The sequence below is a fragment of the Streptomyces albidochromogenes genome (assembly GCF_005981925.1).
Taxonomy (GTDB): Bacteria; Actinomycetota; Actinomycetes; order Streptomycetales; family Streptomycetaceae; genus Streptomyces; species Streptomyces albidochromogenes.
Window position 1 is genome coordinate 1 of the sequence record NZ_VBVX01000171.1, and the last position, 14,259, is coordinate 14,259.

A 14,259-nucleotide genomic window follows, 5' to 3' on the forward strand; every position below is an offset into this window, starting at 1 on the left:
GCCCCCCGGGCGCACCGGCCGCCGCGCCCTGCCCCGGCACACCGTGCGCGGTCCCCGGCCGGGCGGCGTCCGCGCCGGCGCCGGCCGCCTGACCCGGCACGCCGATCACCGCCGGCGATGCCCCGGAGCCGCCCCCGGCCTCCGCCGCGCCCCCGAAGCCGCCCGGCAGCAGCACCGCCCGGCCCGCGTCCTGCTTGCGCAGGAGGCGGATCGCCTCGGCCGCGGTGGCCGGGTCCCTGACGGCGATCGCGTCGGCCGCCGCGCCCAGCGCCGCCGCCACCGGCACCTCGAAGCCGGGCGTCACCGTCAGCAGCTCCGCCGCCGGGCCCAGCAGACCGGCGAGCGCGGGCTGCGCGGCGAGCAGCGCGCCCGTACCGTCCTTGCGGCGCAGACCGAGCGCCAGCGCGTCGTGCCGCGCGGAGGTCGCCGCCCGGCGCCGCTCGGTGGAGGTGGCCGCCTCCCGGGCCGCCGTGAGACCGGCCTCGGCCTCGGCCAGCTCGCGCCGGGCCGCCTCGTACTGCTCGGCGAGGTCGGATTCGCCCGCGTCCAGCCCCTCCACCTCGGCCTTGAGCTGCTCGTACTCCTCCTGTGCGGCGGCGGCCCGCTCCTGGGCTCCCCGGTGCGCGGCGGCCAGCCGGTCGATCTCGGCCTGGGCCGAACCGGCCCGGCTGCGCGCCGCGTTGACCTGGCCGCTGAGCCGGGCGAGGCCCTCGCGCCGGTCGGCGATGGCGCGGGCCGCGTCCTTGAGCCGGCGCTCCTCCGCCGCGAGCTCCCGTTCGAGCTCGGCCCGGTGCCCGGCCGTGTCCTCCAGCGCCCGCCGCGCCGCCTCCAGCGCGGCTTCGAGCTCCGCCTCCTGCTCGCGGACCCGCGCGGCCTCGCGTTCCATGTCCTCGGGATCGCGCCCCCTGCGCTCCTCCTCCTGCGGCGCCGTCGCGCTCTTCACCCGGGCGTCGGCCAGCGAGACCGTGCCGCGCACCCGCTCGGCCAGTCGCGACAGCTCGTACCAGGTCTGCTGCGCCGCCTGGAGTCGCGGGGCGAGGCGGCGTACCACGTCCTCCAGCTCCGCCTCGCGCGCCAGCGCGGCCCTGAGCTGGGCCTCTGCGGCGTCCTTGCGCCCCTTGAGCGCCGCCTCGTCGGCGATCTCCGTACGCAGCGCCTCACGCAGCTTCACCAGGTCGTCGGCGAGCAGCCGCAGCCGGGAGTCCCGCAGGTCGGCCTGGATGACGGCGGCCCGCCGGGCGACCGCCGCCTGCCGGCCGAGCGGCTTGAGCTGGCGTCTCAGTTCGCCGGTCAGATCCTGTACGCGCGAGAGATTCGCCTGCATCGCGTCGAGCTTGCGCAGGGCTTTCTCTTTGCGCTTGCGGTGCTTGAGTACGCCCGCGGCCTCCTCGATGAACGCCCTGCGCCCCATCGGATCGGCGTGCAGTACGGAGTCGAGCTGGCCCTGCCCGACGATGACGTGCATCTCTCGCCCTATGCCGGAGTCCGAGAGCAGTTCCTGGATGTCGAGCAGCCGGCAGGTGTCGCCGTTGATCTGGTATTCGCTGCCGCCGTTGCGGAACATGATCCGCGTGATGGTGACCTCGGCGTACTCGATGGGCAGCGCGCCGTCGGAGTTGTCGATGGTCAGGGAGACCTCGGCCCGGCCGAGCGGCGGCCGCCCGGTGGTCCCGGCGAAGATCACGTCTTCCATCTTGCCGCCGCGCAGCGACTTCGCCCCCTGCTCTCCCATCACCCAGGACAGGGCGTCCACGACGTTGGACTTGCCCGATCCGTTGGGGCCGACGACGCAGGTGATGCCGGGTTCGAACCGGAGTGTCGTGGCCGATGCGAATGACTTGAAACCGCGGAGAGTCATGGCCTTGAGATGCACCGCCGCACTCTACCTTTCACCACCGGTTTCACCCATGAAGGTGCAGGGCACATCAGACGGTAAGGGAAGAGGTGTACGCACGGCCGGGAAAGAAAGAAGGGACGCCGAAGCGTCCCTTGCAATGTCTTGCTGATAGATCTTGAGCAGATCTCAAGCGGCTGATACGGACAGCCTGACGGGCTCGGAATGTCCTACGAGCCGTGTCAGGTGAGCGCGGGCTCCGCCTGGGGTACGTCGATGTCGATGCTGTCGAGCAGCGAATCTCCGCGGTGGTGAGCGGCGGCGCTCAGCGCGTCGTTCTCGGACTGAATCCGGTTGAGCTCGGACTCAAGATCCTGGACGCGCTGCTGAAGCCGTCGCATCTCGGCGAGGAGTCGCGGGTCGGAGCCGCCGACGTAACCGAGAAGCGCCTTTGCCATGATGGATGGTCCTCCACACTGAGTGACCGACCGAAGCGGTGGTGGGTCGTGAGGGAATCGCACCCGCGGTGCTTGTCATCTCTGTTGTTCTCAATGCCAAACAGCTAAGGTGCGCGGGGCTTCCAGAGTCTCACCAAAAAGTTTGACGGTCAACACGATCACGCCCCGTATCGCGTGGCAGCCCGGGGGCGCGCGGCCGCGAATGCGCGGCGCCGCCTCTTTCACGGGGCCCAGGGGGCGTAGAGATCATCCGTACACCGGCAGCTTTCCACGCCAACCGTTTCTTGGCAACCACCAGGTCGTTTCTGCCCCGGGCACCTGCCACGGGCATTCCCGGAACGCGCCCCGGGCGCCCCCGCCGCGAAATGATCAACGCATCGCGAAGCCCGCGTAACCCCCGCGCGGCGTGCCCCAGATCTCGGTCACACCGTCAACCCGCCCGGGAGTGTCGGCGGAGCGCAGCCAGTCCAGCAGACGGTGGCAATTCTCACGCGGCCCCTCGGCCACGACCTGCACCCGGCCGTCTTCCAGATTCAGCGCGAAGCCGGTGAGGCCGCCGATCTCCAAAGCGTTTGCCCTGGTGAACCAGCGGAAGCCCACTCCCTGTACTCGGCCGCGTACCCAGGCGGTGAGCCGCACTTCTTCGTTCATGCCCGAACGCTAACTGGCCAATTGCTCACGAGGCACTTCGCCCCCACGCGTCATGGCGTACAGTCCCGACGAAATAAAGCCTCACCCGTTCGGGTGAGACGTATCGGCGTTGACCACGTCGATCGAGCACCAGGAAGGCACAGCAGATGGGACGCCATCGTCGCTCCGCCGCCGGACCCGTAGCAGCAGACCACGCGGACGTACCGGCAGGCCGGCACCAGGGGAGTGCGCGCCGCCGGAAGAAGCGGGCCGCGCCCGTACGCACCGGCCTGCTCGGCGTCTCCGCCGCCGTGGCCCTGGGGGCCGTCGCGGTCACCTCCGGGCTGCTGCCCGGTGGGGAGAACTTCTCCATCAGCGGCGGCTCGGGCGACCGGGTCAGCGCCGAGGGCACGGCCGGGCTGGAGACACAGGGCGGCAGCTCGGCGCAGCCGACGGACCGGGCGACCACTCCGGCCGCCGAGGACACCGGTCCGGCCCACGCGCCGTCGAAGTCCCCTTCGCGCACGCCGTCCCAGCCTTCGAAGTCCGCGCAGAAGCCCTCCGCGAAGCCGTCGGCCAAGCCGTCCGAGCGGCGGACGGCCGAGGACCGGCGCACCGAGAAGCCCGCAGCGCCGCCGAAGACGGCGAAGCCCGAACGCGTGGTGCCGGTTCCGTCCGTGAAGGTGCCCGAGACCGGTGGCGGCGACGCCGGCGGCTCCGGCACCGAGACGGCCGCCGAGGCGGCCGTCCTGACGCTGGTCAACAAGGAGCGCGTGGCGGCCGGCTGCTCACCGGTACGGGCCGACAGGCCGCTCGGCGAGCTGGCGCAGGACTTCAGCGAGGACATGGCCGCCCGCGGCTTCTTCGACCACACCGACCCGGACGGGGCGACCCCCTGGGACCGCGCCGAGAAGGCGGGTATCGACGGGCTGGGCGGCGAGAACATCGCCCGCGGCCAGGCCGACGCCGAAGCGGTGATGGACGCCTGGATGAACAGCGAGGGCCACCGGGCGAACATACTGAACTGCGAGTTCAAGACCCTGGGCGTCGGCGTGCACATGGCCCCCGGCGGCCCCTGGTGGACCCAGAACTTCGGCTTCTGACCCCGCCCCGCCTCAGCACGCAGGCCCCCGTCCGGACGGACGGGGGCCTTTGCTTATCGCGCGGTGCCGTGAAGGCCGCAGGGTCAGGCCGCGACGGCCGCCCGGCCCGCCGTGAACACCCTGGCGGTCTCCGCGATCCGGCGCCCGAGGTGCTCGGCGGTGGCGATGTCCGCCTTGTGGACGGCGTCGGGGCCCTCGTCGTTGTTCGTCTGGGCACCGGCGCCCGAGAAGAATCCCAGGCGGTTGAGGTCGTTCTCGGAACCCTCGGTGGTGTTCCAGCCGGGCTGGAGGCCAAGGTTCACCCAGTGCATGGCGTGCTGGGCGGCGAGGGTCTGGAAGTACTGGAGCGTGTGCAGTTTGTCGCCGCTCTTGGAGCCGGAGTTGGTGAAGCCGGCCGCCAGCTTGTCCTGCCAGGCCTGGGTGAACCAGCGCTTGGAGGTGTCCTCCGCGAACTGGTGGAACGCGCCGGAGGCGGTCCCCATGTAGGTGGGCGAGCCGAACACGATCGCGTCGGAGGCGTCGAGCAGCTGCCACTGCTCATCGGTGATCCCGGCGACGTCGACGACGTGGACGGTGGCACCCGCGTCGGCGGCACCGGCCCGGACGGCCTCGGCGACGACCGCGGTGTGGCCGTAGCCGGAGTGGTAGGCGATCGAGACAACGGGCGGAACAACAGGGCTGGTCACGGGTGCACTCCTCGTCGGGGTTCTGCTCGGTGGCTGGCCAGAGAAGAAAAACACTAACTTCCAGAAAGCGCAACCCCTTAGTTAGCGCTCTCCAGGAGTATGCTGGCCGTATGGACACCACAGCGCAGGAAACGTGCGGGGACTCGGCCTTCGACGTGTTCTCCCGGCAGTGCCCGTCGCGGAGCGTCCTGGAGGCGGTGACGGGGCGGTGGGGCAGCCTGACGGTGGGCGCCCTGCGCGAGGGCGGCACGCTGCGCTTCAACGAGCTGCGCCGCCGGGTCGACGGCGTGAGCGAGAAGATGCTGTCCCAGACGCTGCACGCGCTGGAGCGCGACGGGCTTGTCAGCAGGCAGGCGCAGCCGACCAACCCGCCGCGCGTGGACTACGAGCTGACCCCGCTGGGCCAGGAGGTCGCGGGCCGGCTGATCGCCCTCATCGAGCTGATCGAGGGCCGCATGCCGCAGGTGCTGACGGCGCAGGCGCGGTACGACGAGACGCGAGGTGGGCAGGCGGCGCGCGCGTAGCGCTCTAGCTCGGGCGGCGGATCGCCGGCGGGCGCTGGCAGCGCGGGCAGAAGTAGCTGGAGCGGTTCATCCAGGGCCGCCGCCGCAGCGCCGTGCCGCAGCGCCGGCAGGGTTCGTCCTCGCGCCCGTACGCGTCGAGTGACCGCTCGAAGTACCCGGACTCGCCGTTCACGTTCACGTAGAGGCTGTCGAAGCTGGTGCCGCCGACGGCGAGCGCGGCGTTCATGACGTCCCGGGCGTGGCCCAGGAGTTCGCTCGCGCGGGGGCGCGTGAGGGTCGCGGTGGGGCGGTCGTAGTGCAGCCGCGCGCGCCACAGCGCCTCGTCCGCGTAGATGTTGCCGACGCCGCTGATCAGCGACTGGTCGAGCAGGGCGCGCTTGACGGTCGTACGGCGCAGGCGCAGCGCCGCGCAGAACGCGTCGTCGTCGAAGAGCGGGTCCAGCGGGTCGCGTGCGATGTGCGCGATGACGTCGGGGAGCCCGTCGGGAGCGTTGTCGTGCAGCGAGAGCCCGCCGAAGGTCCGCTGGTCGACGAAGCGCAGCTCCGTACCGAGGGCGTCGTCGAAGCGGACGCGGATGCGCAGGTGCTTCTCGTCGGGGGCGGTCTCGGGCTGTACGAGCAGCTGGCCGCTCATGCCGAGATGGCCGAGTACGGAGGCGGCGGTGTCCTCCAGCGGCAGCCACAGGTACTTGCCCCGGCGGCGCGCGGCGCCGACGCGGTGCCCCTGGAGACGTACGGCGAAGTCCTCGCCGCCGGCGAGGTGGCGGCGTACCGCCCGGGGGTGCAGGACCTGCACCTCGGCGACGGTCCGGCCGGTGACCCAGCGCTCCAACCCGCGACGTACGACTTCGACTTCGGGGAGCTCGGGCACGGCAGCAGCATACCTCTGTGCCCCCTGCCGGAATCCGGCAGGGGGCACAGAAAGCAGTGCTCACATCACTCAGGCGTTGGCCTCGGCCGACGACGCCGCGTCCTCGGCCGCCGCCGGGACGGACTCCGCCTCGGCGGTGGCCGAGGCCGCCGCCGCGCGCTCGTCCGCGTCCGCGCGAATCGCGCGCCACGCGGACTCCGCCGCCTGCTGTTCCGCTTCCTTCTTGCTGCGGCCGGTGCCGGTGCCGTACGAGACACCACCGACGCGGGCAGCAGCAGTGAAGGTCTTCTCGTGGTCCGGTCCGGTCTCCGACACGAGGTACTCGGGAACCCCGAGGCCCTCGCTCGCGGTGAGCTCCTGGAGACTGGTCTTCCAGTCCAGGCCCGCACCGAGGCTCGAAGACTTCTCGATCAGCGGATCGAAGAGCCGGTGCACCAGCTCCGATGCGGCTCCGAGACCCTGGTCGAGATAGACCGCGCCGATCACCGCTTCGAGGGTGTCGGCGAGGATGGATGCCTTGTCCCTGCCACCCGTGCCCTCTTCGCCCCGGCCGAGCCGGATGAAGGAGCCGAGTTCGAGGCCGCGGCCCACCTCCGCCAGCGCACGAGAATTGACCACCGCGGCCCGCAGTTTGGCCAGCTGGCCTTCCGGCAGATCGGGGTGGGTCCGGTACAGCGTGTCCGTGACCACCAGGCCGAGCACGGAGTCCCCGAGGAACTCCAGACGCTCGTTGGTGGGCAGACCGCCGTTCTCGTACGCGTACGAACGGTGGGTCAGCGCGCGCACCAGAAGGGCGGACTCGAGCTGATACCCGAGCCGCCCTTCCAGAAGCGTGTGGGACGAGGCCGTGTTCTCCGCCGGCTTCTTGGCGTTGTCCGCCTTGGCGTCAGACATCGTGCCTCTCACCAGCCGCTCAGACCTCGAGAACCTGGCGCTTGTTGTACGTGCCGCAGCTCGGGCACGCGATGTGCTGGAGCTTCGGCTCCTGGCAACGCTCACACGAAACCAGGGTGGGGACCGCAGCCTTCCACTGCGACCGGCGGTGGCGCGTGTTGCTGCGCGACATCTTCCGCTTCGGAACAGCCACGGCTACTTCTCCTGCTTCTCGTCGACGCCCGACTCGGCGGCGTCGCCAATGTTGTCCTTCTCGCCGTCCTGGTTGGTCCCGGCGAGTCCTTGCAGTGCCGCCCATCGAATGTCGACGGCGTCATGGTTGTGATCGGGATTCTCGTCCAGCCTGATCCCGCACTGCGGGCACAGGCCGGGGCAGTCCTCCCGGCACACCGGCTGCATCGGCAGTGCGAGCACCACCGCATCGCGCAGCACGGACTCGAGGTCGAAAAGACCGTCCTCGAGGTAGAGCCTGTCCTCGTCGTCCTCGTCGTCGTCGGCCGGTTCCGCCTTTGAGCGGCCCCGGTCATCGGCGGCAGGGTACGAGAACATCTCCTGGAAGTCCGCTGCAACGTCCAGCTCCAGCGGCTCCAGACACCTTACGCACTCCCCCTCGGCCGTCGCACGGGCGGTGCCTGTGACGAGCACCCCTTCCATGACGGATTCAAGGCGGAGTCTGAGATCCACCGGCGCGCCCTCGGGCACGCCGATGACCCCGTCGAGACCGAGGTCCTTGGGGGCGCCCACCGAGCGGGTCAGCCGCTGGAGCGCACCGGGACGCCGGCCCAGCTCGTGCGTGTCGAACACGAGGGGGTTGCGGTGGTCAAGGTGGGCGTTCAGGGGTCTTCCTGCTTTCGGTTCGCTGTGGTGGGCCGCCGTGTCGCCGTCGCGGAACGCGAAGCGGGCAGCCGAGATCGCGGGCATACGCGCGACCGAAGAGCCAGGATACTTGACGCTTCGCTCAGGGCCCAATCGGCGGCTAGCGCCCCTGTTCGTACTCGCGCAGCCGATCGAGGTCGATCATGCTCGTGTCGAACAGGCTGGTCTCGTCGAGCGCGCCCTGCTGGGGGGCGTGCCCCTGCTGCTGCGGATGGCCGTAGTCCTGGCCCTGGTCGTAGCCCTGCTGCTGGTGCTGCTGCTGGTACGCGTAGGGGTCCTGCTGGTAGCCGTACGGATCGGGCTGCTGGGCGGCGTACGGGTCCTGGGGCTGCTGGTACGCGTAGGCGTCCTGCTGCTGGGCCGGCTGCTGGTAGGCGTACGGGTCGTACGGCTGCTGCGCGGGGATGTGCGGCGCCTGCTGCGGGGCGGCCGCGGGCACGGCGGCCTGCGGCTCGGCCAGGTCGGCGAGGAAGTCCGCGTCGCTGCTGTGCTGCGCTCCGGCCTCGTCCTGGGCCACCATGTGCGCGCCGAGCTCGTCCGAGGCCACCCGGCCGTGCAGCTTCTGCCGGCCGCGGCCGACCGCTTCCAGGGTCTTGGAGAGAACGGCCTCGAAGGCGCCGAGCTTGGTGTCGACGTACTCGTCCGCGCGCCGGCGCAGCGTTTCCGGGTCGTGGCTGCGCTCGGGGGCCTCTTCGTCGGCGTATCCCTGGTCGTCGAGGCCGGGGCCGCGGCCGAGCAGCTTCTCGCGGCCTCGGTCGACGGAGCCGAGGGTCTTGGTGAGGACGACCTCGAAGTTCGCGAGCTTGGAGTCGACGTACTCGTCGGCCTCGGCGCGGATCTCCTCCGCGTCACGGCGGGCCTCGGCGAGGATGCGGTCGGCCTCCTCCTGGGAGCGGCGGGCGACCTCGGTGTCGGAGATGAGCGATCCGCGTTCGGCGTGCGCGGACTCGATGATCCGCTCGGCCTCCTGGCGGGCCCGCTCGGTGATCTGCTCGTGGCCGCCGATCAGCTCCTGGGCCTGCGCCAGGGAGCCGGGCAGTGCCTGGCGCACCTCTTCGAGCATCGAGAGCAGATCGGCGCGGTTGACCACGCACGAGGCCGACATGGGCATCGACCGGGCGCTGCCCACCGCTTCGACGATCTCGTCGAGCTTCTTCTGCACGTCCACCGTGTGCTCGCCACCTGTTCTTCCGGCTGGAGACGGACGGGACGACTGTACGGGCAGTCGGCCCCCGTCCGACACCTGGTGACGTTCCGTCAGATTGTCACTTCTTGGTGAGGCGCTCGGTGAGCGCGCCGAGCACCCTCGGGGGGACCAGGTGGGAGACGTCGCCGCCCCAGGCGGCGACCTCCTTGACCAGGCTGGAGGACAGGAAGCTGTAGGTGGGGTTGGTGGGGACGAACAGGGTCTCGACGCCCGAGAGGCCGTTGTTCATCTGGGCCATCTGGAGCTCGTAGTCGAAGTCGCTGACCGCGCGCAGGCCCTTCACGATGGCGGGGATGTCGCGCTGCTTGCAGAAGTCGACGAGGAGGCCGTGGAAGGCCTCGACCTCCACGTTGCCGAACTCGGCGGTGATCTCGCGGATCAGGTCGATCCGCTCCTCGACCGTGAACAGCCCCTGCTTCGACTGGTTGATCATCACCGCGACGTGTACGACGTCGTACAGCTTGGAGGCGCGGGCAATGATGTCGAGATGTCCATTGGTGATCGGGTCGAATGACCCGGGACAGACTGCGCGGCGCATCTGTAGTCCCTCGCTCTCCGGTCCGGTCATCGTGCGTCTTCGCACGTAGAGGCGGCGCGACCGTACCAAAGCGTGCCCTCGCCGTAGCGACGGGCCCGCAGTGGCTCGAATCCCTTGGGCCAGTTGAACTCTCCACCTCTTGTGCTGCGCTCCACGGTGGCCACGGCGTCGTCCGCGAGCCAGCCCTGGGTGCGGAGTGTGAGGAGGATCTCCCGAAGATCGTCGTCCGTGACGGCGTACGGAGGGTCGAGGAACACCACGTCGTACGGCGTCTCGGGCGCCGGGCCCGTCACGATCTGCTCCGCTTTGCCCGCCCGGACCTCGGCGCCGGGCAAGCCCAGGGTGCGGACGTTGTCCCGGACCGTGCGGGCGGCCCGGCTGTCGGCCTCGACCAGCAGGGCGTGCGCTGCGCCGCGCGACAGCGCCTCCAGCCCCACGGCGCCCGAACCCGCGTACAGGTCGGCGATCCTGATGCCCTCCAGCGTGCCGAGCAGCGACTGCCAGGTGGAGAACAGGCCCTCGCGCGCGCGGTCGGAGGTGGGGCGGGTGCCGTTGCCCGGCGGGACGGCCAGGCGGCGTCCGCCGGCCGTGCCGGCGATCACGCGGGTCATGGGTGTCGGGTCCTAGCGTCGTAGGTGCGGGCGAGCGGAACGGGTTCCGCTCCCCCATTGTCAGCCCTTGTCGAGATACTGCTCCCGCTCCTTGTCCAGCAGGGCGTCGAGGGCGGTGCGCAGCTCCGGGAGCCGTTCGAGCTCCGGGTCGGCGGCGACCACGGCGGCGGCCTCCTCGCGGGCCGCCACGATGACCTCCTCGTCGTCGATGACGGCGAGCATCCGCAGGGACGAGCGGACGCCGGACTGGGCCTGGCCGAGCACATCGCCCTCGCGGCGCTGTTCGAGGTCGATGCGGGAGAGCTCGAAGCCGTCGAGGGTGGCGGCCACGGCGGCCAGCCTCGCGCGGGCCGGGCTCGCCTCGTGCGTCTCGCTGACCAGCAGACACAGCCCGGGGGCAGATCCCCGGCCGACCCGGCCGCGCAGCTGGTGCAGCTGCGAGACGCCGAACCGGTCGGCGTCCATGATCACCATGGCGGTGGCGTTGGGCACGTTCACGCCGACCTCGATGACGGTGGTGGCGACCAGGACGTCCACGTCGCCGGCGGAGAAGCGGCGCATGACGTCGTCCTTGTCGTCGGGCTGCATCCGGCCGTGCAGCACTTCGACGCGCAGGCCCTTCAGGGGGCCGGCGGCGATCTGCTCGGCGATCTCCACCACGGCGAGCGGCGGCCGCTTCTCCGGGTCCTCCTCGGCGGCCGCGGCCTTCTTCCGGCCGCCCTTGGCGCCCTTGGGGTCGTCCTCGCCGTCGCCGATGCGGGGGCAGACGACGTACGCCTGGTGCCCGTTCTCCACTTCCTCGCGCACGCGCTCCCACGCGCGGGCGAGGAAGTGCGGCTTGTCCTTGGCCGGGACGACGTGGGTGGCGATGGGCGAGCGGCCGGCCGGAAGCTGGTCCAGGACGGAGGTCTCCAGATCGCCGAAGACGGTCATCGCGACCGTGCGCGGGATGGGGGTGGCCGTCATGACGAGCAGGTGCGGGGGCTGCTTGCCCTTGGAGCGCAGGGCGTCGCGCTGCTCGACGCCGAAGCGGTGCTGTTCGTCCACGACGACCAGGCCGAGGTCGTGGAACCGCACCTTGTCCTCGATCAGCGCGTGCGTGCCGATGACGACGCCGGCCTCGCCGGTGACCAGGTCCAGCAGGGCCTGGCGGCGGGCGGGCATGCCCATGGAGCCGGTGAGCAGCACGACCTTGGTGCCCTGCTCGGCGCCGCCGAGCAGGCCCCCCTCGGCCAGCTCGCCCATCATCTCGGTGATCGACCGGTGGTGCTGCTGGGCGAGCACCTCGGTGGGCGCGAGCATCGCCGCCTGTCCGCCCGCGTCGACGACGGCGAGCATCGCGCGCAGCGCGACCATGGTCTTTCCCGATCCGACCTCGCCCTGGAGCAGCCGGTGCATGGGGTGCTCGGTGGCCAGGTCGTCGAAGATCTCCTTGGAGACGCGCTGCTGCCCGTCGGTGAGCGTGAAGGGCAGCTTGGCGTCGAAGGCGTCCAGCAGACCGCCGGGGACGGGCCTGCGGGCGACGGCCGGCAGCTGACTGTCGGCGAACCGGCGCCGGGCCAGCGCGACTTGCAGGACGAACGCCTCGTCCCACTTGAGCCGGTCGCGCGCCTCGGCGATGTCGGCCTTGGTGCGCGGCCGGTGCACCTTGCGGAACGCGTCGGGCAGGTCGGTCAGGCCCCGGCCCTCGCGCAGGGCGGGCGGCAGGGGGTCGGCGATCTCCTGCCAGCCGGTGGCCTCCATGGAGGCCAGCACCACGTCGACCGTCTTGGCGATCTTCCAGCTCTCCATCTGGGCACAGGCGGGGTAGAGCGGGATCAGCTGGTTCGCCCAGGCCTCGACGGCGTCCGCGCCGCTGTCCGCGCCGAGCATCTCGTACGCCGGGTGGGACAGCTGGCGGATGTTGCGGAACATGCCGACCTTGCCGGAGAACATGCCGCGGCGGCCGGGCAGCAGCTCCTTCTGGTGGTGGTAGATCGACTTGCCGAAGAAGACCAGCTGGAGCCGTCCGCTGCCGTCGGTGAGGGTCACTTCCAGGCGCTGCCCCTTGCCGTTGTTGAAGCGCAGGACGCGGGCGTCGGCGACCTGCGCCACGACGGTGGCGTGCTCGTCGAGCGGGAGGTCGGCGAGCTGGGTCAGCTCGCCGCGCTCGGCGTACCGCCGGGGGTAGTGGTGCAGCAGGTCTCCGACCGTGTGCAGGTCGAGGTGCTCGGCCATCACCTTCGCGGTGGTGCCGCCGAGCGTCTTCTTGAGTGGTTCGTCGAGCGCGGGCACGGGACCATTGCACACCACACCACTGACAACGGGCCACGTTCCCTCACGGGAGGCGCTATTCGACGCCGATCAGCAGCGGGGACGACTGGCGGCCGCCGTCGTACGTCACCGTGTCCACCGCCAGGTGGGTCTCGCGCACGTACGCCTCCAGGTACGCGGCGAGGTCCGCCGGCGCGTCCTCGCCGAGGACGAGCGTGACCATCTCGCCGCCCGCAGCCAGCATCCGGTCCAGGACGGTGCGGGCCGCCGCGGTCAGGTCGGAGCCGATCACGGCGACGTCGCCGTCGATCAGGCCGAGCACGTCGCCCGCCTGGCAGATGCCGGCCGTCGTCCACGACTGCCGTTCGGCGACGGCCAGTTCGCCGTAGCGGGTGGCGCCGGCCGCCGAGGTCATCGCCACGACGTCCTCGTCGAAGCGGCGTTCGGGTTCGTGGACGGCGAGGGCCGCGATGCCCTGGACCGCCGCCCGGGTCGGGATGAGGGCGACCCGTACCCCTTCGGTCCGCACCTGCTCGGCCGCCGCGGCCGCCGTGTGCCGCAGGTCCGCGTCGTTCGGCAGCAGGACGACCTCGCGCGCGTGGGCGCGCCGGATCGCCTCCGCCAGCTCCCCGCTCGCGGGCGGCTCTCCGGGGCGCGCGAGGACCGTCGTCGCGCCGGCCTCCGCGCACAGCCCGGCGAGCCCCTCGCCCGGTACGACGGCGACGACCGCCCGCTGGGCCCGCTCCCGGGGCGGGGCGAGACGGTCGGCGGCGAAGTGGGTGATGCGGATGCGGTACGGGCGGCCCGCCTCGACGCCCGCCTCCACGGCGGCGCCGGCGTCGTCCACGTGCACGTGGACGTTCCACAGGCCGTCGCCGCCGACGACGACCAGCGAGTCCCCGAGCCCGTCGAGCCGGGTGCGCAGCCGGGCCACCGCAGCGTCGTCCGCCTCCAGCAGGTAGATCACCTCGAAGGCCGGGCCGCCCTCCTGCGGGGCGTCCGCCGGGCAGTCGTCGTCCTCGGGCAGCGGCGTCGGCGCCTGTCGCGCGCGTACGGCGACGGCCTCGCCCGAGACGGCTTCGACCAGCGCGCCGAGCACGGCCACCAGGCCCCGGCCGCCCGCGTCGACCACGCCCGCGCGGCCGAGCACCGCCAGCTGCCGAGGCGTGGCGTCCAGGGCGGTGCGCGCCCCCTCGTACGCCGCCCGCACCACTGCGGTGGCGTCGCCGCCCGTCCGCTCGGCGGCCTCGGCGGCGGCCGTGGCCACGGTGAGGACGGTGCCCTCGACGGGGTGCGCGACCGCCTGGTACGCCGATTCGGCGGCCCGGCGCAGCGCCCGGCGCAGCGCCTCGGCGTCGGCCGCCCGGCCGGAGAGCACCTGCGCCATGCCGCGCAGCAGCTGGGCCAGGATGGTTCCCGAGTTGCCCCGGGCGCCGATGAGCGCGCCGTGCGCCATGGCCCGTACCGCGTCGGCGAGGGCGGGGGCCGATGCCCGGCCGGATCCGGTCCGGGTGACGGTCTCGTGGGCGGTGAACACCGCCTCGACGGCCTGGGAGGCGGATTCCACGGTCAGGTAGAGGTTGGTGCCGGTGTCCCCGTCCGCGACCGGATAGACGTTGATCGCGTCGATCTCCTCGCGGGCTCTGCCCAGGGCCTCCAGGGCCAGCGAGCACCAGGTGCGTACCGCGACGGCGTCGAGGGATTGCGGCACCTGGCGTCCTCCTTGAGAGCGGGTTGCACCGCAGGGTAGTCGCGCGGCGGCCGGGCCCGGTGG

15 protein-coding genes are annotated in these 14,259 nt (G+C 71.8%); 2 read left to right on the forward strand and 13 right to left on the reverse strand.

Going from position 1 to position 14,259, the window contains the following annotated elements; genetic code table 11:
* The 3 genes from E2E34_RS21230 to E2E34_RS21240 form a co-directional block, all read right to left on the reverse strand.
* Positions 1 to 1,873: chromosome segregation SMC family protein (locus E2E34_RS21230; RefSeq protein ID WP_167518342.1), on the reverse strand; the 1,873-nt coding region annotated here is incomplete at its 3' end.
* 203 nt (positions 1,874 to 2,076) lie between these two features.
* Positions 2,077 to 2,292 carry a hypothetical protein gene (locus tag E2E34_RS21235; protein ID WP_028814575.1) on the reverse strand — a complete coding sequence of 72 codons (216 nt, stop codon included), beginning with the start codon at positions 2,290 to 2,292 and terminating at the stop codon, positions 2,077 to 2,079.
* A 369-nt stretch (positions 2,293 to 2,661) separates the two neighbouring features.
* The gene (locus E2E34_RS21240) at positions 2,662 to 2,943 is read right to left on the reverse strand and encodes an acylphosphatase (protein WP_138903512.1); all 282 of its coding nucleotides are present in this window, start codon (positions 2,941 to 2,943) and stop codon (positions 2,662 to 2,664) included.
* Between the two features lie 146 nt (positions 2,944 to 3,089).
* Between E2E34_RS21240 and E2E34_RS21245 the strand changes: the two genes are divergently transcribed.
* On the forward strand, positions 3,090 to 4,025 hold the full coding sequence (locus tag E2E34_RS21245; protein WP_138903513.1) for a CAP domain-containing protein: 936 nt from the start codon (positions 3,090 to 3,092) through the stop codon (positions 4,023 to 4,025).
* 83 nt (positions 4,026 to 4,108) lie between these two features.
* On the opposite strand, the gene E2E34_RS21250 is transcribed toward E2E34_RS21245, so the two are convergent.
* The gene (locus E2E34_RS21250; RefSeq protein WP_138903514.1) at positions 4,109 to 4,711 is read right to left on the reverse strand and encodes a flavodoxin family protein; all 603 of its coding nucleotides are present in this window, start codon (positions 4,709 to 4,711) and stop codon (positions 4,109 to 4,111) included.
* A gap of 110 nt (positions 4,712 to 4,821) precedes the next feature.
* On the opposite strand from E2E34_RS21250, the gene E2E34_RS21255 reads away from it, so the two are divergent.
* Entirely contained in the window at positions 4,822 to 5,235 is a 414-nt protein-coding gene (locus E2E34_RS21255; protein WP_138903515.1) for a winged helix-turn-helix transcriptional regulator, read from the forward strand.
* Positions 5,236 to 5,239: 4 nt separating this feature from the next.
* Here the strand turns inward: E2E34_RS21255 and mutM are convergent, their stop codons facing one another.
* The 9 genes from mutM to E2E34_RS21300 form a co-directional block, all read right to left on the reverse strand.
* Positions 5,240 to 6,106, reverse strand: coding sequence for a bifunctional DNA-formamidopyrimidine glycosylase/DNA-(apurinic or apyrimidinic site) lyase (mutM, locus tag E2E34_RS21260; RefSeq protein WP_138903516.1), 867 nt, complete (start codon positions 6,104 to 6,106; stop codon positions 5,240 to 5,242).
* A gap of 69 nt (positions 6,107 to 6,175) precedes the next feature.
* On the reverse strand, positions 6,176 to 7,000 hold the full coding sequence (rnc, locus tag E2E34_RS21265; protein WP_138903517.1) for a ribonuclease III: 825 nt from the start codon (positions 6,998 to 7,000) through the stop codon (positions 6,176 to 6,178).
* Positions 7,001 to 7,019: 19 nt separating this feature from the next.
* A complete protein-coding gene (rpmF, locus tag E2E34_RS21270; protein WP_003965982.1) occupies positions 7,020 to 7,193 on the reverse strand; it encodes a 50S ribosomal protein L32 in 174 nt (57 codons plus the stop codon).
* Between the two features lie 2 nt (positions 7,194 to 7,195).
* The gene (locus tag E2E34_RS21275) at positions 7,196 to 7,837 is read right to left on the reverse strand and encodes a YceD family protein (RefSeq protein ID WP_229843406.1); all 642 of its coding nucleotides are present in this window, start codon (positions 7,835 to 7,837) and stop codon (positions 7,196 to 7,198) included.
* A 139-nt stretch (positions 7,838 to 7,976) separates the two neighbouring features.
* Positions 7,977 to 9,044 (reverse strand): F0F1 ATP synthase subunit B, encoded by a 1,068-nt coding sequence (locus tag E2E34_RS21280; protein ID WP_138903519.1) that lies wholly within the window; start codon positions 9,042 to 9,044, stop codon positions 7,977 to 7,979.
* Between the two features lie 97 nt (positions 9,045 to 9,141).
* Entirely contained in the window at positions 9,142 to 9,621 is a 480-nt protein-coding gene (gene coaD / locus E2E34_RS21285) for a pantetheine-phosphate adenylyltransferase (RefSeq protein ID WP_208765299.1), read from the reverse strand.
* 26 nt (positions 9,622 to 9,647) lie between these two features.
* Complete coding sequence (gene rsmD / locus E2E34_RS21290; RefSeq protein WP_138903520.1) at positions 9,648 to 10,232, reverse strand: 16S rRNA (guanine(966)-N(2))-methyltransferase RsmD; 585 nt, start codon at positions 10,230 to 10,232, stop codon at positions 9,648 to 9,650.
* Between the two features lie 60 nt (positions 10,233 to 10,292).
* The gene (gene recG / locus E2E34_RS21295; RefSeq protein ID WP_138903521.1) at positions 10,293 to 12,506 is read right to left on the reverse strand and encodes an ATP-dependent DNA helicase RecG; all 2,214 of its coding nucleotides are present in this window, start codon (positions 12,504 to 12,506) and stop codon (positions 10,293 to 10,295) included.
* 55 nt (positions 12,507 to 12,561) lie between these two features.
* Positions 12,562 to 14,196 (reverse strand): DAK2 domain-containing protein, encoded by a 1,635-nt coding sequence (locus E2E34_RS21300; RefSeq protein WP_138903522.1) that lies wholly within the window; start codon positions 14,194 to 14,196, stop codon positions 12,562 to 12,564.
* Positions 14,197 to 14,259: the final 63 nt, after the last annotated feature.